This window comes from Streptococcus oralis (assembly GCF_003943385.1).
In the GTDB taxonomy this organism is placed as follows: Bacteria; Bacillota; Bacilli; order Lactobacillales; family Streptococcaceae; genus Streptococcus; species Streptococcus oralis_CA.
Window position 1 is genome coordinate 164,499 of the sequence record NZ_RJPI01000002.1, and the last position, 24,374, is coordinate 188,872.

17 protein-coding genes and 2 tRNA genes are annotated in these 24,374 nt (G+C 37.9%); all 19 read right to left on the reverse strand.

What is annotated here, in order from left to right; all coding sequences use genetic code 11:
• Positions 1-4: 4 nt before the first annotated feature.
• The 19 genes from D8803_RS02635 to D8803_RS02725 all read right to left on the reverse strand — a co-directional run bounded on the left by D8803_RS02635 (position 5) and on the right by D8803_RS02725 (position 24,221).
• Positions 5-193 carry a type II toxin-antitoxin system HicA family toxin gene (locus tag D8803_RS02635; RefSeq protein WP_001131504.1) on the reverse strand — a complete coding sequence of 63 codons (189 nt, stop codon included), beginning with the start codon at positions 191-193 and terminating at the stop codon, positions 5-7.
• 271 nt (positions 194-464) lie between these two features.
• Positions 465-537, reverse strand: a tRNA-Thr gene (locus D8803_RS02640).
• 224 nt (positions 538-761) lie between these two features.
• A complete protein-coding gene (locus D8803_RS02645) occupies positions 762-7,250 on the reverse strand; it encodes a S8 family peptidase (protein ID WP_131200156.1) in 6,489 nt (2,162 codons plus the stop codon).
• A gap of 429 nt (positions 7,251-7,679) precedes the next feature.
• Entirely contained in the window at positions 7,680-8,465 is a 786-nt protein-coding gene (locus D8803_RS02650; protein ID WP_131200157.1) for an ABC transporter permease, read from the reverse strand.
• Position 8,466: 1 nt separating this feature from the next.
• Positions 8,467-9,285: an ABC transporter permease gene (locus D8803_RS02655; RefSeq protein WP_131200158.1), complete on the reverse strand. Its 819-nt coding sequence runs from the start codon at positions 9,283-9,285 to the stop codon at positions 8,467-8,469.
• 1 nt (position 9,286) lies between these two features.
• Positions 9,287-10,279: an ATP-binding cassette domain-containing protein gene (locus D8803_RS02660; protein WP_131200159.1), complete on the reverse strand. Its 993-nt coding sequence runs from the start codon at positions 10,277-10,279 to the stop codon at positions 9,287-9,289.
• Positions 10,280-10,509: 230 nt separating this feature from the next.
• Entirely contained in the window at positions 10,510-11,559 is a 1,050-nt protein-coding gene (gene mcrC, locus D8803_RS02665) for a 5-methylcytosine-specific restriction endonuclease system specificity protein McrC (RefSeq protein ID WP_061417306.1), read from the reverse strand.
• Positions 11,556-13,253, reverse strand: a complete 1,698-nt coding sequence (locus D8803_RS02670) for an AAA family ATPase (RefSeq protein WP_061417308.1) — start codon at positions 13,251-13,253, stop codon at positions 11,556-11,558. Before D8803_RS02670 ends, mcrC begins: the two co-directional genes overlap by 4 nt.
• 234 nt (positions 13,254-13,487) lie before the next feature.
• Positions 13,488-13,880: a hypothetical protein gene (locus D8803_RS02675; protein WP_038804920.1), complete on the reverse strand. Its 393-nt coding sequence runs from the start codon at positions 13,878-13,880 to the stop codon at positions 13,488-13,490.
• 165 nt (positions 13,881-14,045) lie between these two features.
• Positions 14,046-14,927, reverse strand: coding sequence for a class II fructose-bisphosphate aldolase (locus D8803_RS02680; protein WP_001019005.1), 882 nt, complete (start codon positions 14,925-14,927; stop codon positions 14,046-14,048).
• 139 nt (positions 14,928-15,066) lie between these two features.
• The gene (vncS, locus tag D8803_RS02685) at positions 15,067-16,395 is read right to left on the reverse strand and encodes a sensor histidine kinase VncS (protein ID WP_131200160.1); all 1,329 of its coding nucleotides are present in this window, start codon (positions 16,393-16,395) and stop codon (positions 15,067-15,069) included.
• On the reverse strand, positions 16,392-17,048 hold the full coding sequence (vncR, locus tag D8803_RS02690; RefSeq protein WP_131200161.1) for a response regulator transcription factor VncR: 657 nt from the start codon (positions 17,046-17,048) through the stop codon (positions 16,392-16,394). Before vncR ends, vncS begins: the two co-directional genes overlap by 4 nt.
• Before the next feature lie 142 nt (positions 17,049-17,190).
• Positions 17,191-18,570, reverse strand: a complete 1,380-nt coding sequence (gene vex3, locus D8803_RS02695) for an ABC transporter permease subunit Vex3 (protein WP_131200162.1) — start codon at positions 18,568-18,570, stop codon at positions 17,191-17,193.
• Positions 18,571-18,625: 55 nt separating this feature from the next.
• A complete protein-coding gene (gene vex2 / locus D8803_RS02700; protein ID WP_131200163.1) occupies positions 18,626-19,273 on the reverse strand; it encodes an ABC transporter ATP-binding subunit Vex2 in 648 nt (215 codons plus the stop codon).
• A gap of 12 nt (positions 19,274-19,285) precedes the next feature.
• Complete coding sequence (locus tag D8803_RS02705) at positions 19,286-20,563, reverse strand: ABC transporter permease (RefSeq protein WP_131200164.1); 1,278 nt, start codon at positions 20,561-20,563, stop codon at positions 19,286-19,288.
• 268 nt (positions 20,564-20,831) lie between these two features.
• A tRNA-Leu gene (locus D8803_RS02710) sits at positions 20,832-20,917 on the reverse strand.
• Positions 20,918-20,997: 80 nt separating this feature from the next.
• Positions 20,998-21,573, reverse strand: coding sequence for a cysteine hydrolase family protein (locus D8803_RS02715; protein WP_131200165.1), 576 nt, complete (start codon positions 21,571-21,573; stop codon positions 20,998-21,000).
• A complete protein-coding gene (codY, locus tag D8803_RS02720) occupies positions 21,573-22,361 on the reverse strand; it encodes a GTP-sensing pleiotropic transcriptional regulator CodY (protein ID WP_004243007.1) in 789 nt (262 codons plus the stop codon). Before codY ends, D8803_RS02715 begins: the two co-directional genes overlap by 1 nt.
• Positions 22,362-22,643: 282 nt before the next feature.
• The gene (locus D8803_RS02725; RefSeq protein ID WP_131200166.1) at positions 22,644-24,221 is read right to left on the reverse strand and encodes a DEAD/DEAH box helicase; all 1,578 of its coding nucleotides are present in this window, start codon (positions 24,219-24,221) and stop codon (positions 22,644-22,646) included.
• Between the last annotated feature and the right edge of the window lie 153 nt (positions 24,222-24,374).

A 24,374-nucleotide genomic window follows, 5' to 3' on the forward strand; every position in this document is an offset into this window, starting at 1 on the left:
AAAATTACAATCCTAAATCTTTGAGAATCTTTCTTTCCAATCCTCTTCCTAAATCTTCATTTCCATGAACTGGAATCGTGACAAGATAAGAAAAACCCTCTTTCTTAAAATGATGATGACTTCCCCTTTGACGAACTTCAACCCATCCATTCTCAAGAGCTAGTTTCACCATTTCTTTACCTGTAAGTGGCATATATTATCGTTACCTCCTTACACTTATTATTATACACATTATGCGTATATTTGTCAAGTTAAAACAGACCAATTTTCTCAATAACTACAAAATAAAATAGACCAGTTTCCTGATCCACTTTATTCTATATTCATTGACTTTTGGTCAAATTTTGGTCACACTTTGGTCAAAGATTCCAAAAATACTAACCTATTTTTAAAAACTAAATTATGATGATTGCCTTTAAACTAACACTTTAAATATTCTTTATCTTTCTTTTCTATTCTTAAAATGCCGATTGCAGGGCTTGAACCTGTGACCTACGCGTTACGAGTGCGTTGCTCTACCAACTGAGCTAAATCGGCGATTACCCTTTTAGTATAGCACTCTGAGAATAGATGTCAAGAAATTTTTATCTCCATTAGAAAAAGCCTGTCCTGAGACAAGGCTTTTACATATATCTCTATTAAATCTCCCATTTTCATAGAAATCTAAATAATATATTTATAAATCAATACTTTCACAAAACTATGTCATCACCTCACTATCTAATCTCAGTACATAAACCATTTTTTCTATAGCTTTTGTCTTAATCTTTATTTTTTCTCTTCAATCCAAGAAAAGCTCCTACTATAAACATGATTCCGGCAGCTAATAGTGTCTGGGCTCCGCTTGCTGTTCCGGTTTTTGGCAACTCATTAGGATTGTTACTAGTTGATTTACTATTGATGTTGGTATTTTTATTAGTTAAGTTTCCTTGTTCATTTAGATAAATGTTCTTGTTAATTTCAAAGTTTTTATCATTTTCATCAGAAACAATACTGTTGACATCATTAGTTGAATTAGATTGTGTTTTTTCTTTCTTTTTCGATACATCAAAAGTAGGTTTATTTTCCTCCTCCTTTTTCTCCTCTATTTTCTTGAATACAGGTTTTATAAAGGTATCTTTTGATAGATTAAGAACATAGCCAGCGTCTTTTTTCCCTTCGAAACCAGAAATTTCCCAACCATCAAATTGGTATCCTTTTTCTAATTCACCCATATAGACAGGTAACATAAAATCTTCTTCCGACACTATCGTTGAACTCATTTCTTTTCCATTTTGAATTGTCACAGTCACCGTATGAGGTTTTAATTCGCTTACCTCTCCCGTATCTTTGTTTAAAATGAATTCTTTTACGGTTGTATTTCTTGCGAAATCTTTTACAACAATCTTAATGTTTAGTGTCTTATCTGTTAGTTGTTTAATATCATCAAATGATTTGTATTCTTTTCCATTAACATAAATATGTTGTTCTTGAATCTCACCATCGAATCCATTATTTCTTTTATCATTGATGTTAAAGACTACAGATTTTCCATTAGCATATTCGATACTAGTATTTCCTTTTGGATCAATCTTTACTTCTGGTTTGACATTATCATATAAAAATTGATAATGTACTCCAACCGCTTTCGCATTCAAATCGCTATAGCCAGTTTGAAGATAAACATTTCCATCCATATCTGTTACCTTATCTGGGAATCCGTTTGCTTTATAGTCTTTCATCCCCCAGTCCATGATGTCACCGTCTTTAACATTAAGCTTAATGTTAAAATCTCTAGTGTTATCAATGTGTAAATCTCCGTAGATTAAATAATTATCTACAACCGATTCATTAACTCTCAACTCCCAGTTAAAACCACCCTTATCAGAAATCTTACCTCTTAAATAAAATTCTGGATTTCGTACATAAATTTTATTAGTTTTAGATGGATTAAAGTAGTTCTTGTCCATTGAAAGATTTACTGGTTTTGCATCAATAAATAACGTAGAGCCATCTTCTTTTATAGCTTCTACATTGGACTTATCCTCTCCTGTGTACTCTTTACCATCCTTACCAAATAATACAAGTTTAGAAGGATCTGTCACAAGATTTCCATCGTTATTGATTGCCTCCCCTTTATCATTCATTTTAAATGTAAACACTTGATACCTTACAATGTTAAAGCCGTCCAAAGCCGACATTAATACTGATTGAGTACTTCTTCCATCTTCAACATTTCTACTATCAGCATAAATTGTTGTTTCTGATAAAACTCTTAGATTAGGATTGGCCTTTTGGATTTTTGCTATATCTTCCTTGTTATAGACTCCATTCCCTTCTAACATATCCGTTTTTCCAGGATTATAGGTAGTCACTTTTAGTGCATAGCCTTTTCTCAGAATGATGTTATCCTTTAATAGATATTGTTGTTTTTCTGAATCAGAATAGATTTTACCAGATTCCATGTCCGTTAAATTATTTGGTTTATTTTTTGAAAGATCTCCTTCTCCTAATTCTATTACATTCCCATAACTTGATGCATACGGATATTCTGCTTTAGTTTCCTTATTTTTTTCAGGCATTCTAATTTTAGTTTCAGCTTTTATCTGACCATCATCTTTGACAAAAAACCTCATATCTCCTGCAAAAGCTAATCCATCCACAATATCATTAATATTAGCGTATAAATCAAATGTCATCGTTTTTGAATGGGAATCATACTTGGTCGTTTTGATTTCTATCGATTTATAGTTATTTCCATAGTATACCTTGGCATTTTTAGAAACATTACTGATCTTTCCAAGAATTTCAAAGTGTCCATCTTTAGATGGGTTTAGAATGCCATAAATTTTTGATTTGATTTCATCAAGTTTTTCAGTTTCATATTCTAAGGCACTACCATCGTCATAAGCAATGATATTTCCCTTATCATCGTATTTATAATCGTATTCCTCTATTCTCTTACCAGTTTCACTTGTAAAGTCATCAACTTCTCTAAATTTCTTTTTAATGAGTTTCTTTAAATCTTTGCTTTCAAAGTCTCTAATTGTTGAAATTGTTTTATGAATAGTCAAGCTAGATTTTTCTTCGGTAGCCTCTTCATTTTCTTGATGATGTTCTACTTCAGTTGTATCTTTTTTAAGACTATCCTCTTTTCTATTTTCTAAATTTTTAAATTTAGATTCGGAAATCTCGCCAAGCTTTTGGTATTTAGATGAATCTTGATCAGGATCTACTAGATAATAGGAAATCATCCCATTTTTATCAGCATGATCAGCAAATTTAATTCTATGAATCTTTGTGAAATTGCTAGAACCGTCTAATGCAATCACTTCAATGATTTTTCCTCTTAAATCTCCTGCACCTTTAATTTCATAAATGGTATTTCCGTCTTTGTCAAGTTTTCTATTTCGTCCTTGACCCTCACCTGCATAAGTGACTTCAAGATTTTTCTCAACCTCTCCATCTTCATTAACAAGAGCGGCCCCAGCATACCAAACTTCGTTGGCAATCTCGTCAAATTTTTCAGGATGTTCTTTTTGATCTCTCGCAAATAGCGTTTCATTCTTATATTGCTCTTTGACCTTGTGATAAGTATCCTTTGTAATTAACTTAATTTTTCCAGGGTTTGAAAAATCAATTGAAACAATCTTTGGAGGGGTGTTATCAATTTTTACAGGAATATAGGAAACCTGCCATGGGTAATCCTTGGTTAATCTATATTTAAATTTATAGAAATATTGGCCTTCCGCAATCGGTTCAAATTGTCCTCGTATCTTAGTAGCAGGATCTTTTTTGTCATTACTTTCTGGGGCATTTTCTTCTCTACCTCTAGGGTTATAAATGAGTCCATCCCATTTCAAGTCACCCCAAACTTTTAGCTTAGAAGATTTAATGCCCTTTGCATCATTTCTTTTAGAGTTTAAAATTCCTTTAATAAAGTGTTCTCTCGAAATGACTTTTAAGTCTTTTTGATTTTCTCCTTCTTTATTTGTATTTACTATTGAAATCACCCCTTCTTCTGCACTTCTTAATACAAGTGGAGAAGGCGTTAATCCTCTCTCAAGTTGAGCATCTTGAGGATTTCCATTTGAATCTAAAGGATAGATTTTAGCAATATTAGAGCCACTTGATGAAGGTGCGTTGATTCCTTCGTTATTGAAAGCAAATAATTCTGGATTTTGATCTAGGGATGTTGTATTTTTATCTTTTCTATTTTGGATAACTCCTGCTGGATTAAATTTATCTATACCATGTTCTCCACCAATCCCCTTATTTAAGGTACCTGGAATTTTTGGTTTACCATCATCATCATAACCTTCCATTGCTTTTGATTTTGATCCTTCTTCCCAGGCCCATTTATCAAGGATTGGTTCGTGGTTCCAATTCCCAGCAAATCCCATTAGAGGCATCGACAAAGAAGGTTGGAAGTTTCTTTTCTTACCGTTGGAGTTTAGAGCTTCCATTTCTTCCACTGACTCAAAATGAATAAATGATTCTACAAATTTATTTTTGTTTTTAGCTTCTCCAACATTTATAACCGCATTTAAATCAAAGCTGGAATTTGGACCTATAGTGAAAGTATCATGCTCAAATGTGATATTTGCTCCTTTGACTTTTTCTGGGTGAATTTCTGGAACAATTTGCTTCCCGTCCGGAGATTTTTCATCTTTATATGTTTCATCGAGTTTTAGCCTATCAGTTAGAGCATCTGTAGTTACAGTTGATGCAGAAACTTTAAAGGTTAAAGGTCTGTTTGAGGTATTGTGAAGCTTAATTGTAAAGTATTTTTTATCACCTTTTATTTCTTTAAGAGAAATGGAACCATATGAATTTACCAAACCTTTAGAATCTGTATTTTTGAAAGTTGCTACAACTTCATTTCTCAAAGCGTTGGCAACATTAATTAGCCCCGCTCCCTGCTGTCTAGGTGATGCAAAGTATTGACTCTTTTCTTTCCAAGAGGTTGCATCCATCATAGGTCTTGCAGTATTTTGTAGAGCTATTTTTGTAAGACTTGTAAGGTCTATTTTGTCATCTCCCTTAAGATTTTTCAAGACAGGTCTTTCAAGCAATTCCTTTAATTTTGGTCGAATCAAAACAGTAGAAGCTGCTACGATTGGAGTTGCCATACTAGTTCCTGACATATAACCATAAGTGGATTTACCATTGATAACATTTAGAGTGGATTTAATATTTTTACCAGGTGCTGAAACATCCGGTTTTAAAAGCAAGTCTGTTCTTGGCCCCCAAGATGTAGACCCTGCTGGGACTATAATATCTTCTTTATAAAGTTCTTTGTCTGTGTCAGCTGCAAATTTAAAGTCAATTTCTTTTTCATCACCTACATTCGGTTTATTAGAATTATAGCTTTCCATATCAATTGGATAGTATTGTTCTAAGTTATCTTTAAAATCTTCCTTATTATTTCTTTTGACTTCAGTTTTTTTATCAGGGTTAATCATGTTCCATAATTTTACACCATCATCTCCTGAAATTGAAAATACTTGACTAGTAGTCCCTTCATCCGCTTCATATCCCATAGCTGGAAGGTCTGTCCAATTATCTCTATTGTAGTAATTTACAGTATTTACAACCATAATGGCACGTGCGCCTTTATCCGTTGCTCTTTTAAAAGCATCTTTTAAATCCTTGGTATAAATTCTATCCATTACTGCAATTTTGCCCTTAAGATCCAAGCCTATCAAATCTTTGTCTTGACCTTTGCCTATATATACAAATTTTAATTTATTTGGAGTTTTTGACCCATCCTCATTTGTTAGGATTTTATTTTTATCGAAAAAAGCTCCTATATTTCTGTATTTAAAACTTTGTCCTCCAATGTTAACCTTATCAAACTCAATGGTTTGATTTTTAGCAGAAGCGACCGCTATCGCATCTTCATGTGCGGCAGTTCGTGTTACATTTCCAGTATCTGTCATTTTCAGATTATTATTGGCTACTAAATCCCAAGAAGAACTTGAAGCAGAAGTCGCAAAATTACCTGTAGCAACAACCATTGGGATTCCAGCTTTTCTTAATGCTCTAATAGCCTCCCAATATTTCTCGCCTACAAGACCTGTTCCCGTAAAGCCAGATGATACCGAAACAACATCGACATTGTGTTTGATCGAATCTTCAATAGCATGAAACATTGTTTCATCACCCGCGAACCCAGATCCTGCGTCAGAGTACATTTTATAAGAGAAAATTTGTGCATTAGGCGCAATTCCATCTATGCCATTAAAGTTCTTGATATCTTTTTCAGTATCATTTCCAGCAAGAATCCCTGCAATATGCATCCCATGTGGGTCAAAATAATCCCTACCATCATCATATTTTTCTACAGTGATTTTACCACCATTATAATAATTGAACGCATGAGGGATTTTATCACTCAACCAATAATTTTTATCAGTGCCTTTTAAATCTTCTTTTTTAAATTTCATTGAGTCTTTGGCATCATCATCGATCCTCATAGCCTTATGCCTATAATCTGTTCCAGTATCGATATTTGAAATGACCATACCTCTACCATCAAAATTTTTCCCAAATGGAGCATTAATAGACTTTAGGTAATCAATAGCTTCCTCAACTCCAATTTCCTTTCTGGCATGATTCATCATTGGTTGGACTTTTTGTGATCGTTCAACCGACGAAACACCTTCCATTTGTTTAATTTTGTCCAAATTATCTGGAGTTGTTTCAATGGCAGCGCCATTAAAAATCGTATTATAGGTATATAAAACTTTTGTATCCTCAAGATTGGATAGTTCCTTAATTACTTTTTCTCCAGATTCTTTATCTTTAAATTCAGCAATATAGACAAGTTTATCTTCTTTTTTAGGATTTTCTGTATCTTTATTTACAAATGAGTTCGCATCATCTCCTTTGGATTGATTGGAGTCTTCTTTGATACTTGCTCCTTCGTTACTAGTTTTTTTGTCTATCTTAGGCTTTCTACTAACAACTTCTTTTTCCTCAATAACTGTTGTCTTCTTCTCCTCAGTATCCTTTGAAGTTTCTATAACATTATGAAGTTCTTCAGATTGTTCATTTTTTTCTGTTTCTTTATCTGCTACTACTTTTTCTTTACCAGAAATTTTTAAAGCATCTTCAGAACTAGGTGCATCTGCTACTACTTTTTCTTTATCAGAAATTCTTAAAGCATCTTCAGAACTAGGTGCATCTGCTAAAATTACCTCATTGGGGGCATATGCTGCTAAAATAACTGCAGCAGTAGTTAATGACAATACCGTACTTTTTTTCATTATAATNCCTTCATTTTTTATTTTAAACCCAATAGATAGAAAACTTTAACCTTGCTAGCCTTTGTTATAAAAAGTTTTATGACGTATTATCTAGTGGAATAGAGTAGTACATTTATATATAATTGTTAGCTCTCTGAAAAATAGTATATCAATTAAAAAATTTTAAGTCAAGAAAAATTAACACGCATTAATTTTTTTTTTAATGTACATTAAAAAATATAAACCCAAAACTTTCGTAGTTAACTGGGATACATTATCAGCACATTCACACCATCAAAAATAGTAGCAATTAACTGGAATAACTACCAAAATCGCAAAAAGGGGTATGGATAGAATTTATGCCTTAATAAACATGCAAAAACAACCGCTATAATTTTCAACGGTTGTTTGTAACATATTTAATTTTTAACTCTCATCCTATCTTATCTCTTACGAACCCGCACTTTCGTAGGCATCCAAGCCCCTATCCCAGAGTTTTAAAGAAATAACAAAGAAAACAAGGGAAATCAACATCAAACCACCGATATTAAAGAGCCCATCCTTTTCCTGCAAGAAATAACTGGCAGGATAATAGGCCGTAAAGGCGAAAGGTACGATAAAGCTAATCAACCAACGAAGAAGCGAGTTGTAAATGGAAATCGGGTACTTAGCAAAGTCATTAAACATATAAAAAATGTAAATCATAGCACCTGACTGCTTGGTCCAAAAAGCGATGCTGGCAGTAGCGATTTTCAAGGAAGTATAAATCAAGGTCGCAAAAGGAATACAAACTAGGAAAAGCAAGAATTTTGGAAGAGTCCAAGCAATACTTGATACTGTTGTCCCTAGTAAAATGCCACCGACCAAGAGTTCGCCCAAGGCATCAATCTGAAAGGTCTCGACTAGGATGTGAAAGAGAGGATTGATAGGACGAGTCAGATACTTATCAAACTCTCCCTTTCTCACCAATCGTTGCCCCAGTGCCCAGAGATTGTCAAAAAAGAGATGGTCCAGTCCCTTGGGAATCAAGGAAAATCCATAGATAAAAGCGATTTCTTGAAAAGTCCAACCTTCTAGTGATGGGATATGTTGAAAGATGACATTGAGAAACAAGAGATTCAAGCCTTGGGTCAAAAAAACTCCTAGCACACCAACCACAAAATCCACCTTGTATTCCATGATTTGCTTGATGTATTGCCTGATAAAAATTAGATGCATGCGTTGATATTTTTTCATACTAACCTCCTTGAATGGTGATGAAAGACTGGACTCGTTTCCAAATCAACTGAGACAAGCCCACCATCACTAAGAGCCAGAAAAACTGGAGCAAAAGCGCCTGAAGAATCTGACTGGCATCGTATTTCCCAACAATGATCATGACTGGCGTGTAAATCAAAGATGAGAAAGGCAAGAAGGACAAAATATCTGAAACCACCTTGGGAAAGAAAGCCAAAGGAATCAAACTCCCAGACATAAAGGCCACTATGGAAGTCTTAAGTAGATTGGAACCCCATAGATTCTTAAACACAAAGGCTGAAAATCCAAAGCAGATATTAAAGAAAAAGTTGATTAGGTAGGCTAGGGTTAAGCTAAAGAGATAAAGGATGGTTAATCCCAGCACTTCTACAATTCCTTGTCCTGATAAGATTTTCATCAAGACAATAACACTTAAAAATGGCAGTCCAACAGAGATAAAAATCAACCACTTAGACCCAAGCTCGGTGAAGAGATATGAGGCCGCAAAATGCACTGGTCGCAATAAACGCATGATAATGGAGCCATCCTTGACCTCCTCTCCAATCATAAAAGAAGAATCCGACCTAGTCAAAAGATTGGTCACAAAACTCATGATGATGTAGAGGGTGATATCTGCCATACTGAAGCCCTGAATCAAAGACTCTTGCGAGGAATCAAAGACTGCCTTCCAAAGATAGAAAGCGACAAAGGCCCCCATAACATCGCCAATTCGATAGAGAATAAAGTTGACTCGATAGGTAATCAACTCCTGAATCCCTGCATTGATAAAGGGTTTATAACGTCTCCACAATTTAACCATCTTAGAGCTCCTTTCGATAGAAGCGACGGATAATATCCTCAATATCGGTATCCACCATCTTCAAATCGCGGATCTCAAAATCAGACAAGGTTTGCTTGATAATATCGGCCGACTGGTAGCGGGAACTATCGAATTCAATATTGAGGCTATTTCCTTGTCTATCAATGGTCATATCAGACAAGCCTTCATAGTGAGAGACAAGATGACTTTGACCTGGTACCAGTTCAAAGGAAAGAGTCTTCATCTTGCCAAAGGTTTCCTTGAGCTGGCTAACCGTTCCATCAAAAATCTCTTGCCCCTTATCAATCATAAAAATTCGATCACAGAGTTGCTCAATGTCGCTCAGGTCGTGAGTGGTCAAGAGAATGGTTGTTTCTTCCTCTTGATTGATCTGAGTAATTGCCCGACGAATATTGTCCTTGACCGAAACATCCAAACCAATGGTCGGCTCATCTAAAAAGAGAACCTTGGGATTGTGAAGCAAGGAAGCCGCAATGTCCGCCCTCATCCGTTGCCCCAGTGAAAGAGTTCGCACGGGATCCTTGATAAATTCCTTCAAATCCAAGACTTCATTCAAAAAATCCATGCGTTTATGAAAGAGCGAGTCTGGCACATCGTATATCTCTTTCAAGACCGTATAGGTCTCTTGCAGTGCCAAATCCCACCATAGCTGGGTGCGTTGTCCAAAGACAACCCCGATATCCTTGACATAGTCTTGACGATTGTCCTGTGGAATCTTGCCGTTAATCCGACAAAAACCAGATGTCGGTTTTAAAATTCCTGTCAGCATTTTGATGGTTGTCGACTTCCCAGCACCATTTGCGCCGATAAACCCTAAAATCTGCCCCTTGGGCACCTCAAAGGTCAAATCCTTGACTGCCTCAAATGTCTGCTTTTCAGGATGAATAAAAGAACGCAAAGCCCCCTTCAAGCCCGGTTCCTTAACTGTCTTCACAAAATTTTTCTGAAGATGTTCCACTTCTATCATTGCCATATCTATCTCCCCTTAGTAAGAAATCAACAAACCGTGTCCTCTAAACACAAAAAGCCAATTTCTCATCTCCTAAAATCTGCCTTCTTTATCACATTAGAAGGCCTCAGTAACACTCTATTATAAAGTAATTAAGAAGGGAAAACAAGTGTTTTTTGTGGGATAGGAAAGAAAGCATAGAATATCCCAGTGATCGAATATCTTGAAAACGACTAGATTCACTCTCCGCTGCTTCATCGGAACTTTTTTACATTTCCAAAATGTGATACAACAATGGTATCCAATTGATTCGCTATTTCTTTAAAGGAAAGATTTAAGTCCAAAGTCTGAACACTGATTTGATTACCGTGCATTTGATAAACATTATCTGGTTGAACTACTTCATCTGTCTTTGCATAGAGCAACATTCCCGACACTTTGCTACCATGTTCTTGATTTTGGTATTCTCTATTTTTGACATATGTAAAAATCTGATAAAGATTGTTGGAGTGGAGAGAATACTTTTTAAAATTCATTTGAGTTGTACTTTTATAGTATTTAGCATCAATAATCAAGATAGAATTCTCTTTTTGAAGCTGAATATCACTTTGCATGATAGGGAGCATCTCACCGATACCATCGTCTAACGCCCACGGTATCTGTGCTGCATTCGCATTTAATTCTGGATAATGTTTTTTATAATACTCAAGGATAAATTTTTCATACAATCTGTTCATTCGTCGCTCATCTAAGAAACTCATCATCTTCATGTTACCATCTGATGTTGTTTGCAATAAACCTTTTACCACTAAATAGCAAATGGCAATCATCATTCTATAAGATTGATTATTTTTGTTGTATTGCAGATTCCAGTTAACAGTTTCCAAATCAATCGGTTCAACATCACGGAAATAAACCATCAATTTCCGCAATTCTTTCTTCCTATCCTTGGAGATATCTGCTTTCAACAGAAGATTGACCGTTGATTTTATAATACGGTTCATCCTATTATTTACTGAAAACTCTTCATAAGTACAAAATATTTTCTTCCCAAGAGTACATTGACTTTTGATTGACTCTGCAATCTCAATTTTTCCCCTTAGTGTAGAGAGTTCTTCTACTTGAGCAAGGTATTCCTTTCCCAGTCCTCTCTTAAGCTGTATGGCAATTCCTTTGGCCAAGACAGCACTCATCAAATCAGCCGTATGATGAAACTCCTCTGTGGCAAGTTTCTGATATCCTTGCCCCTTAAGAACCTTAAAAGCATAAGTCAGCATGTAATAAACATTCTTTATCGGTATCACTTAATCGCACTCCTTAGATTGCCACTCCATTCTTTAACTAAGCTAGGTTCATCAAACCAATACTCCTTTAAAAGAGGTATCAGTTCATACTCTACAATACTCGAAAGAACTTGTTGGTCGATACTATTCGGTATTAGATTACAAAAATAACTATGGCCTATGCAAAAACCCTCTCCTAAACTTTCATCAGAAGCGATGATTTCATTTAGATGCTTCACAGTATTTATTAATGCATCAAATTTTTCATTCTTCAAGTGTGATTGATATTCTTTGAAGCCATCCGAATCAAATCCTGGTTTCAACTCAAAAAATGCAAATCTTCGTCTCAAAGCAAAATCTAGCATGGCTAAGCTACGATCGGCAGTATTCATCATACCAATAATGTATAAGTTCTCCGGAATTGAGAATTGTTCATCCGAATAAAGAAGCTGTAGATCTCTTCCTCGCTTATCCATTTCGATAAGCATAAACAATTCACCAAATATTTTGCTCAAATTTCCTCGATTAATTTCGTCAATGATAAAGAAATAATCATTGCTTTCATCGCCCTCAGCCTGTTTACAAAATTGATAGAAGGGACCTTTTCTTAGTTCAAAACCACTGGCAGAAGGTCTAAATCCCATAATAAAGTCTTCGTACGAGTAACTTTGGTGAAACTGAACCATCTTTACCCTATCGATCGCTTTTTCACCCATCAGTGAGTAAGCTAGTCGATCAGCAGTAAATGTTTTTCCAACACCCGGAGCCCCCTCCAATATGATGTTCTTCTTAAGGCGAAGAATCGTTGCCAATCGATCATAATCCTCTGCTGACACAAAAACTTCTTTTAGAAAATCTTCCCTTGTATAGCTAGTATCCACTTTTTCTGATTTTTTAGTGTCTTCAGATGGTAGATCGTATCTAGGTGCTGAACTCTCACTAACTTCTTTTTTCGCTTGTTCTTCTTTATTCACCTGTTCAGAATACTTCCAAGCTTCAAAAGACAATTCCTTGAAGTTTTTCAATTCAGATTGTGGACTATCTAAATAGTTTTTAAGTGAGTCAACAATAGAAAAATAGTCTGATGCTGAAACTTTCGAATTCACCTTTGGGAGTTTATGGACTAATTCTAGAGGTAATTTCCCGGATTCGTAAATATACCATCTATTTCGACTATCTAGATTCAGAAATGAATTTGGGGCAATCCAATATAAACCCATCGTAATTTTAGCATTGCCATTATTTTTTCTATTGATGACTTTATCAAAATATCCTGAGAAAATCTCCTTATTCTCAGATGATGGATCTTCAGAATAAGCTAATGCTGCTATAAAAAGCTCCCACAAATCATCAATATCGCTATCCCCTCTATCTGCATAAAAAAGATAGTAGGTTGCATTCTGTGTGTTAAGAACAGGAATACTGTCGAACGTAGTTGGAATGTCATGGGATAATTCGAATAATTCTGCAATAGCAGTCAAAATTTTAATCCGATTTTCATCTTTCAATCCTTTATTGAATAGACCAAAAATTGTAAAAGGGTCAATATCCATGATATTGTTGTCCTTGTCCAAGGTTGGCATTGAAATGCCCGTCATTTGATAAATTGCCTTAACCTTTTGAATGAGCTCTGCCCTTTTCTCTTTATAGCTCACAAGTTTAAACGCAAATTCTTTATAAAAATCTACCCAATCAAATTGTCCTGCTTGTCTCATCTTAAACCTCACATCCCACATCTCTAGTAATTTTTGATGTACTAAATTTTATTGTTAATTAATATTATAGCACGAAAACCTTTCCAATACGATGCAACATTGCTATACATATACGATAAAAATTTCACTATCTTTAATCAACTTCAACAGTACACAAAAAGGTGACCTTTGTCGCCTCAAATGATTCCTTCTGATACTTTGAAATTCAATAATGAATCTATTCGATTCACTTTTTTATCCTTCATTATGAAGTTTCATTTCAATCTCCTTTGTAGATATGTCGTGAGGAAGAGGAAATATCTTCGTGTAGCCCTCATCACAAAAGAGAACCTTCTGATCTGATGGAAACCATTCCCGAAGCCAGAGGATATAGGCGGCATAATCTTGTAACCGATTTTTTGAATCAAAGTAGTTTATAACGAAGACATCATTTTTTCGATTCAAAGCACCCTCAACTGAGACCTCGGGACTTTGGTAATCCCATAAAAGACGATAGGCTTTTTCATGATCGTTTTCTTCCCTTATAATCACACCTGAATACCTATCTCTCAGCGAAGCACAAAATGCTTGGATATCAAATTCTGCATTTTCATAACCATCTAAAAAGATAAAATCCGCTGAACTCATGACTCTCCTCCTCCCTTTGAAAGCCTGATATTATTTTATCATAAATTAAAAAATTTCTTAGAATCAAATTAAATTCCACCTCCTAAACTTGAAAAATAATTTATTTCCACCACACAAAAAACCCACCCTCATGGGCAGGTTTATGATTTGTATTGTTCAGCTAGATTAAGCTTTACCTTCTGAACCGAATACGTCGATACGTTCTTCAACTGATGCTTGGATAGCTTTTACACCGTCAGCCAAGAATTTACGTGGGTCGAAGAGTTTCTTCTTGTCGTATTCTGCTTCGTTTGCTTCGTAGTCACGAGCAAATTTACGAGTTGCGTTAGCGAATGCGATTTGGCATTCAGTGTTAACGTTAACTTTCGCAACACCAAGTTTGATAGCTGCTTGGATTTGATCATCAGGAATACCTGAACCACCGTGCAATACGATTGGGAATCCTGGTACAGCTTCAGTCAATTTTTGCAAGTGGTCAAGGTGAAGACCTTTCCAGTTTGCAGGGTATGGACCGTGGATGTTACCGATACCAGCTGCCAAGAAGTCGATACCAGTTGCAACCATTGCTTTAGCATCTTCGATTGGAGCCAATTCACCATCACCGATGATTCCGTCTTCTTCACCACCGATAGTTCCAACTTCAGCTTCTACTGATACACCATTTGCGTGAGCAAATTCTACAACTTTACGAGCTTTTTCAAGGTTTTCTTCAACTGGAAGGTGTGAACCGTCAAACATAACTGAAGTATAACCAACTTGAATACACTCAAGTGCATCTTCGTAGTGACCGTGGTCAAGGTGGATAGCTACCGGTACAGTGATACCCATTGATTCAACAAGGTTAGCGATCAAGTTGCGAGCAACTTTGTAACCACCCATGTATTTAGCAGCACCCATTGAAGTTTGGATCAAAACTGGAGCTTTTTTAGCTTCTGCTGCACGCAAGATAGCTTGAGTCCACTCAAGGTTGTTTGTGTTAAATCCACCAACTGCATAACCGTTGTCACGAGCTGCTTGGACAAATTTTTCTGCTGAAACGATTGCCATTTGTCAGGCCTCCTATATATTTTTTGGGACATCCCATTTACATTGTTCATTTTATCACTTTTTAATAAAAAAAGCTAGTTTTTCCCATACTTTAGATTGAATTTCTTCTAGCCCAATCAATGTAAACCCTTTCTTTCCCTTAGTCTTGCACGACTTTAGGATAACGTATGAAAAAGGTCAAGCGATCATCTTGCATCTCAAAATGATAAGGTAATTTCTCATGTTCTAATAAACTTTTGACCACAAAGATCCCCATCCCCGAACCCTTGGCCTTGCGACTAGCATTGCCAGAAAAAGACTGGGATAGTTTTTCTTGTTCTTCAGGACTACAGCTATTCTCGATAAAGAGTTCTCCTTCTCTCTCGCCAATGCGGACCAGGCCGCCTGGAGTGGAGTGCTTGATAGCATTACTGATGAGATTCGATAGGATCAACTTCATCACAGATGGGTTTATGTAAGCCTGCTGATGGGTCAAACTATTGTCAATCTGAAGTTCTTTCTCCTTGGCGAGCAAAGCATAATCCTTGACTAGACTTTGTGTCATCTGGACTAGGTCAATGTTCTCCTTCTCCTCTCGCAATTCCTGCACAGAAGAGAGAGAAAGTATCTGGAGAACGTGGTGACTGAGGTCATCCACAATCCCCAAGGCCACTCCCAGATAGTGGTCTCTATCCTTGTAGCGACCGATATTTTCTTTCATATTTTCGATTAGGATCTTCAAACTAGCCAGAGGTGTTTTCAATTCATGAGAGGCCCCTCGTAGGAATTCGACCTTCATCTTTTCAAGCTGGAGAATAGCTTCATTCTTCTCATGCAAGTCTGCAATAACAGTCAAAAGGTGCTGGTAGAGGCTATTGATTTGTTCCTTGAGATCACCAATTTCATCCTTAGAATCCACGCGCAATCGCACTTGAGCATCTAGTTCCATCATTCTACGGGTCACCCGCTTGATTTCCAAAATCGGGGCAACAATAGTCCGAGCGTAGATGTAGGCCACCAAGAGGGAAATCAGAAACGACGCCAACAAGGTATAGGGAAGAAATTGGAGACTAATCTGCTCTGCTTCCTTTTGCAAGTCCATGGAAGCTAGAAATTGAAGAGTCATGGTGCTACCATCTTGCGTTTTCACATCACGCTCCTCGATAAAGAGAGAGGTGGTCTGGCGGTCTGTGTCCAGAGGAAGGTTGTCCTTGACTTCTAACTTGTCCTCGGTCATCTCTCCCTTGACGGCTCCCTTGATATCACTAGTCTGGGAATACAAGTCTAACACTTGTTCGATAGTTTGCCTATCCTTTCCCTCTAGGGACTGGGAAATAGCTGTCGCTTTCTGACCAATGGTTTCCTGACGATGGCTCAGATAAGTAGAGGGAAAGAGAAAATAAATGGCTAAATGAAGACAGACGACCAGAACACTAAAAATCGAGAAGGTATAGATAAATATCTTTGTAAATAAACCTGTTCGTTTCATTTTCGCTCCAATTTATAACCAACATTGCGCACAGTGAGGATGCAATCCAAGTCTAGCTTTTTCCGCAGTTTCTTGATATAAACATCAATAACACGGTCAAAGGGAACTTCATCTGTCGCCTTCCAGACGGCATCGATTATCTGAGACCGAGTCAAGGCCCGGCCTTCATTTTTCACCAGATAGTCAAGAATTTCCAACTCTTTGGCATTGATAGCCACTTCTTGACCTGCTAGGCTTGCACTGTAGCTTTCAAAATCCACCTTAGTATTCTTATAGGAAAAGGTTCGTCCCGTATCGTAGTAGCGCTTGAAAATTGCATCCACCCTTACTTTTAAAAGGGAGAGGGAGAAGGGTTTTTCAAGATAGCCATCTGCTAGAGAGGCAAAGGCACTCATCTTGTATTCCTCATCCTGAAAGGCGGTCAACATCAAGACAGGAACCTGACTTGTCTTACGAATCTCCGCTAGGACTTCTAAACCATTGAGCTTGGGCATCTGGATATCTAGTAGCACTAGAGCAACTTCATAGCTGGAAAATTGCTCCAAGGCTTCTTGTCCGTCCGCAGCCTCAATGGTTTCATAACCACAATCCGTCAAATAGTCACTAATCCCCTCACGGATCATCTCTTCATCTTCTACAATTAAAATTTTCATAGAAAAAACGTTTCACATTCCTTTAAATTTCTTGTAAATCTTCTCTGTTTCATCCCGATAGGAAGAGTCCTTATCAAGACAAAACAGATAAAAATGCTACCTATATTATACCCCATTTAGGGGAGAATAGGTAGCAAGTTTGTTATTCGCTATCGAGCAAGAGCTCTTTTGGTTGTTTTCTGAGGAGATTGCTTGAGGCAAGTGCCATAACGAGAACCACTAGAACCAAGGCAAGGACAAAGACGATGATAAAGTCTGATGTCTGAATGGAAATGTCTAGGCTCGACAAGGTCTTGCTAAAGCCATCTACTTCTGCACCACCACCAAGGTTAGAAGCTTGAGCTGCCTTGCTGGCTTGCTTGGCAACACCTGAAGTAACATTGGCTAGGACGGTGTTTCCGATTGCACGAGCTGTATAGTTGGCTAGGAAGTAAGCAGAAACGAGAGCAGGGATGGCAATCAAGATAGATTCAGTGATGAATTGCCCCAAGATACTTGTCTGCTTGAGACCGATAGAGAGGAGGATTCCCACTTCCTTGCGACGGGCGTTGATCCAAAGGCTGAGCAAGAGTGCAAGGAGAAGGACTGAGAAACTCAAGCTACCCCAGAAGAGGAGATTAGCCATCTTGTACATACCAGAGATGGATTGCTCAAGAGCTGGGTAGTTAGATGAGCTCTTCACAAGTGTGTAGCTCTTCCAGTTGATACCACTGATGCCATTCAACTCTTTCATGACATCATCCAAGTTCTTGTCTGCTGTTACAAAGAAGGTTGCGTCCCCATAAATAGCTGTGTCTTCTGTGTATCCATAAAGTTTTGCAGCAGTGTGAATGTCTGTGATAGCTGTGTTTTCATAGAGTTCTTGTGAGTAGGTTACTGCTGACTTATTGTGACCATCAAAGAGTCCCTTGATTGTCACTTCAACTGTTTCCTTGGCTCCTTTTTCATTGTCTGCATCATAGATATTGGAGTCTAGTTTGACCTTATCTCCGACTTTCCAGCCGTGTTTGGCTGCCAAGTCCTTGTGCAGGAGAATCTTGTCTTTGTCGTCGTTGGTTAAGTGCTCACCTTCGACCAGCTTATAAGAACCGGAGACAAACTTGTCTTCTTTAGAGGAATCATTGACACCTGTAATCATTAAGCTACTTCCAAAATGTTTGGCACGGTCAGGTGTCAGATTTTTCTTGGTATCTGGAGTTTCAATAAGTTCATAGCCAGTCAAATCTCCGATAGCGTTGATACGTTTCACATAAGACTCAATGGCCTTGTTTTCGGTGATTTTTTTGATATCTTCACCCTTGATATTCCCAGCACCACGTGGCGTTCCTTGATTGACGCGACGATTGATTTGCATGGAGAAGCTGTTGGTGATATTTTTAAATGTCTCCTGAGAAGCCTTGGCAGTAGCTCCCTTGATTGACAAGCCAACCAAACTCAAGCTCGCCATGAGGAGAATAATCAGGAAGATGACAATCGATTTGAAAAACTTCCTTGCAACATAGGCAAATGCGTTGTGTAACATAGGTTCCCTTTCTAGATTTTGTTCTATTTTATAGTTCTAACAGAAAAAGCTCATATTATTTCGTAGTATTGCGAGTTTCAGTCAGTTTCTTGTTCTTCAATTCAAGTGTAATATCTGACGCTTGTGCCACTTCTTTGCTGTGAGTTACGACGATGACACATTTACCTGTTTTCTGGGCAAGTGATTTGAGCAGTTCGACAATATCTCCAGCAGTTTTAGGGTCCAGATTTCCTGTTGGCTCATCTGCAAGAATAACTGGAGCTTCCGAGACCAAACTACGAGCAATAGCAACACGTTGTTGTTGACCACCTGATAACTGGAGAACATTCCGCTTGATCTGACTTTCATCCAAACCAAGCTCAAGCAGTGTATCCTTGCTTGCCTTTTTGTTGACCAAGCGGATATTTTCCAGTGGAGAAAGATAATCTATCAAGTTATAATTTTGAAAGACCAGGGAAATATGGTGCATACGATGGTAGGAATACCCCTTCTTACGAATGTCCTCGCCTTGGAAAAGGATAGAACCTTCAACAGGACTATCTAGACCAGCCAGTAGGGACAAGAGAGTGGATTTCCCCGCTCCTGACTCACCAATAATACTGTAAAATTTCCCGGGTTCAAAATTATACTTGATCTGATATAGGACTGCTTCAGCAGTGTTCTTATAACGGTAGGTAAGGTCTTGTAATTGTAATAAAGTCATGATTTCTCCTTCTTAACTAATAGATGATAAAATTTCTTTCGGTGATTTTCTAAATAAGAATAGGAAACAAAGAGCTACAGATAAGCAACTAAGCAGAACTAGAAAAACATAGGATTCTGCAAAAGATAGGATGTTGGTTGATAAACTGCTTGCTTTAGCTAGCGTGTCTTGTAAGGTTGCCTGATCTCCGCTTGCTAGTAGAGTTTGGAGTAGGTAAGTTGTGATGGCGTTTCCTGCAACAAATGCTGGAAGTAAAGCACCGAGAGATACCAAAACTACCTCTAAACAGAATTGTAGGAAGATCGAGCTCTTGCCTTTTCCAAGTGCCAGTAAAATCCCCACTTCATAGACCCGTTCTCTCAACCAGAGAGACAAGACCAAAATTAAGGCTCCAGCTCCTGCTATCAACATCCCATAAAGGAAGATGGTCAGAAAGGTTTGGAAAGTAGCAACTGAGTCTTTGATTTGTTCAAAAGCCTTGTTTTCCTTTTCGACTTGATAGCCTTGATTTTCCAAAGACAAGTTTTCTACCTGCTTCATGAGTCCGTCCATTTCCTTAGGATTTTCTACATAAAAGCGAGCTGCACTGACTAGAGATTCACCATTTCCCAAAAGGATTTGGCTACTTTCATAGTCTGTAAAGACTTGATTTTCACTGAAGTCAGAAGACAAACCTGTGAATTTCTCTTGTTTTTTACCAGAAAAGATGCCGACAATCTCAAACTCGACAGTTTGTCCTTTACCAGCTTCTGACTGTCCAGCATCTAAACGAATCTTGTCATGCAGCGAAAGACCATTCTTCTTAGCCAGCTCTTCGTGGATGATGATTTTCTTTGAATCCCCTTTTTGAAGGTGTCGACCTTCTTTTAGATTGAAAGCTGAGCTGGTGAAGGTCACATCCTTGGATGAATCCTCCAGAGCCGTTAAGCTAACCAAATTCTTGTCCGCGGCTGACACATCATCACGTTCAACGCTCTGCTCGCCACTGACTGCTTCCTTGTCTTTTAGTTTTGCGACCGTCTCGAGTTCAGGAGAGACATTTTCCAGTCCCTTAATCTTGCTAATGGATGCTAGGTCCGATAACTTGAAGGTCTGACCATTCTCTATCTTCTTAATAGAAAAAGAGGTATTGAGAGATTTATAAAGATTTGTTTCTACTGTTTTGTTGGACTTCATCAGAGTCAAACAGGCTGAAATTCCTGCTAAAAGAACAAATAAAATCAGAAATAAAATAAAACTTCTCAGTCGTTTTCTGCTGACATAAGCCCAAGCTCTTTGGATTGGATTCATTTGTCACCTCCATATTTGTAAGTCTATTATAAAATCCAAATATGAAATGTTTATGAAATCGAAAAAACTTTTTGATTTATGTTTTGAAAAATGAAAAAGCTAGCTACTGCTAACTTTCCTCATATTTAGAACACGTTTTAGCAATCAAAAACCAACTCCATCCTATAAATGATAGTTCTTGATGCCAATAGCTTCCGATATCCAAAATACCTCCTCTAGTCCTCTTTAGAAAAACAAAAAGAGCTAGCAAAAGCTAACTCTTACCCTATGCGGAGAGAGGGACTTGAACCCTCACGACCTAAAGCGGTCACAGGATCCTTAGTCCTGCGCGTCTGCCAATTCCGCCATCCCCGCGTCGATTACCTTACTAGTATATCAACTTTCAAAATCTTTGTCAACACTTTTTTCAGATTTTTTTCATTTTTCCAAGGGAATCATTCTTTAATTTCATCAAGATTTTCATCCAATAATTTGGCTCCCAGAGTATTCTTAAAATGTCCTAGAGCAAACTGATGATTTTCTGGCCAGATGGAGGCAACCGCAGGCTTGACAACCTCGATTTGATAACCTAAATTATAAGCATCAATAGCCGTATGGAGAACACAAATATCTGTCAAAACACCAGTTAAGATGACTGTATCAACTCGACGTTCTCGCAAGCGAATATCTAAATCCGTTCCTGAAAATGCTGAATAGTGACGCTTGTCCATCCAAAAGACACGACTATCAGAAGCATGGGCTTGGTAAAAATCCGCTAGTTTTCCATACAAGTTGCGACCACTAGTTCCAATGATGTTGTGAGGTGGGAAAAGTTTACTCTCAGGATGAAAATCATCCCCTTCCTCATGAGCATCAATGGTGAAGAAAACATAGTCTCCACGATCAAAAGCCAGTCTAGTCACCTGAGCAATCGCCTCAGAAATAGCTTGAGCAGGAGCACCTGCTGTCAATTTTCCCTGATCTGCTACAAAATCCTCTGTATAGTCAATTGAGATTAAAGCCTTTGCCATTAGTAGTCCCTCTTTTTCACTTCCTCAAAGATATCTGAAATCAATACTTTGAGATAGGTTCCCTTCATTCCTAGTGAACGGCTTTCAATAATTCCTGCCGACTCTAGCTTACGGAGAGCATTGACGATCACTGAGCGCGTGATACCGATACGGTCTGCAATGACAGATGCAGTCAATTGTCCTTCATTTCCATTTAGCTCAGATAAAATAGCTGAAACAGCACGAAGTTCTGAGTAGGAGAGGGTATTGACTGCCATGGTTACAGCAGTACGGCGACGGATATTTTTCTCATCTTCTTCACGTTGGAAGTTCAAGAGTTGAATCCCTACCACTGTGCTCGCAATCTCAACAAGAATCAAATCCTCATCTTCAAATTTCTTATCATTGCGCCAAATAATCAAGGAACCTAGGCGAATCCCTGATACATGAATGGGAGCAATGGTTGTCAAACCATCTGGAAAATCCGCACGGCTCTCTACAGGAAAAATGGTCAAATCATGTTCAATAGGAAGATTGGCTTCCGTATCGTAGATCATGTTTGCCCCTTGTACATAGTCATCTGGGAACGTCTTGGTTTGGAAAAACTGCTCTACGCGATCTGTATTGGTTTTATAGCGCATAAAATAGCCCAAAAGTCGTCCCTTGCTATTGACAATGCAGGCATTGCAATCAATAATGTCTGCTAGTTGACGTGTAATGGCATTGTATGGAAGTTCATCCTGCATTTGCTCTTCTGAGCGTTTTAAAATTGATGTAATTTTTCTTGTTTTTTCTAATAAATGTGCCATTTTTTACCTCGCATATAATCGCTTCCATTATAACATAGAAAAGTCTTTATTTCAATAATTATCTGAAAATTGCTTATTGAATTGCAATTTTTAAAAGCAAAAATATTTTATAAAAATAGCAATTTTTTATTGACATTCCGTTTTGATGTTTATATAATAATATTATAAGAAGATGGATTAAAGTTCCCCTTCCCATCTCACCTTTCCTTTACTTTTATACATCTTCTTTTACTATCGGTCTCCTTATATATAAAAGCGATTCACACTGTGAATCGCTTTTTCCTATTTGTCTCCCTTGTTACGAATAACAAAGCCTGTTTTCTTTTCACTTGAAGTGTTGCGAGGTTTTTTATTGTCTTTATTACGGTAACGTCTGTCTTTATCAAAACGATCGTTCCCACGACTGCCTTTCTTGAACTCATCACGACGACCATTGCCACGGCGATCACGGTCTCGACGGTCGTCCCCACGACGGCCTCCACGACCTCCCTTAGTTTTGCCACCGAAGCCATTACCTGATGGTTTAAATGGTAGTGGTTTTTCACGCGCAATCTCCACTTCTGGAAGGCTGTCTGGATCTTGGACTGTCAGACTCAAGATATACATAGCCAATTCTTCTGGACTAAATTCTGCAGCTAACTTACGAGCATCTTTAGTAAATTTCTCAAAGTTTCCACGAATAGTTTCGTCTGCAAAATCACGTTCGATTTTCTTGAGAGCTACTTGTTTCTTAGCTTGGAAGGCTTCTTCTGCTGTCGCTGGTTTCAAGCCTTTCATGCGTTTCTTAGTCAAGTTTTCGATGATTTGGAGATAGCCCATTTCGTTTGGAGATACAAAAGTAATAGACTGTCCTGACTTACCAGCACGACCTGTACGGCCGATACGGTGAACGTAACTTTCAGGATCTTGTGGAATATCGTAGTTGTAGACATGGGTCACACCTGAAATATCCAAACCACGCGCTGCCACGTCCGTCGCAACCAGAACATCTAGATTGCCATTTTTAAAGTCACGAAGGACACGAAGACGTTTATTTTGATCTAGGTCACCATGAATTCCCTCTGCACGGAAGCCACGGATTTTAAGTCCACGAGTCAATTCATCCACACGGCGTTTGGTACGGCCAAATACGATAGCAAGTTCTGGTTGTTCAACATCCATAAGACGGGTCATAGTATCAAATTTTTCTTGTTCCTTAACACGGATATAGTACTGGTCAACCAATTCTGTTGTCAATTCCTTAGCAGCAATCTTGACATGTTCAGGGTCTTTCATAAACTGGACACCGATACGTTTGATAGCATCTGGCATGGTTGCTGAAAAGAGCAAGGTTTGACGATTTTCAGGGACACGTGAAATGATGGCTTCGATGTCTTCAAGGAAGCCCATGTTGAGCATTTCATCCGCTTCGTCAAGGATAAGCGTTTCAATATCTTGTAATTTCAAGGCCTTGCGTTTAATCAAGTCCAAGAGACGGCCTGGTGTTCCTACCACGATATGGGCACCAGATTTAAGAGCTTTGATTTGTTTTTCAATGCTGGAACCACCGTATACTGAGCGAACTTTCACTCCCTTGCTACGGCCAAATCGGAAGAGTTCCTCTTGACTTTGGACGGCGAGCTCACGAGTTGGAGCGATAACCAAGGCTTGGATGGTCGCTTCTTCTGTACGGATTTTTTCAAGGGTTGGCAAGCCAAAGGCTGCAGTCTTCCCTGTACCAGTCTGAGCTTGACCGATAACGTCTTTTCCTTTGAGAGCCAATGGAATAGTCTGTTCTTGGATGGGACTGGCTTCTACAAATCCAGCTTTTTCAATCTCTGCTAGCAATTCAGCAGACAAGTTAAATTCATTAAATTTCACGTTATTCTTCTTTCTAAAGATGGTGCGAAGCCATCCTATAGCGCGTAGTATATACTTTTCTTTTCATGACGTATCTTCATCTAAAAATGAGATACCGTGTTGCTTCTTTTCCACGAAAGAAAAGTACTAGTTCTTTGCAACCTATCTAGTATA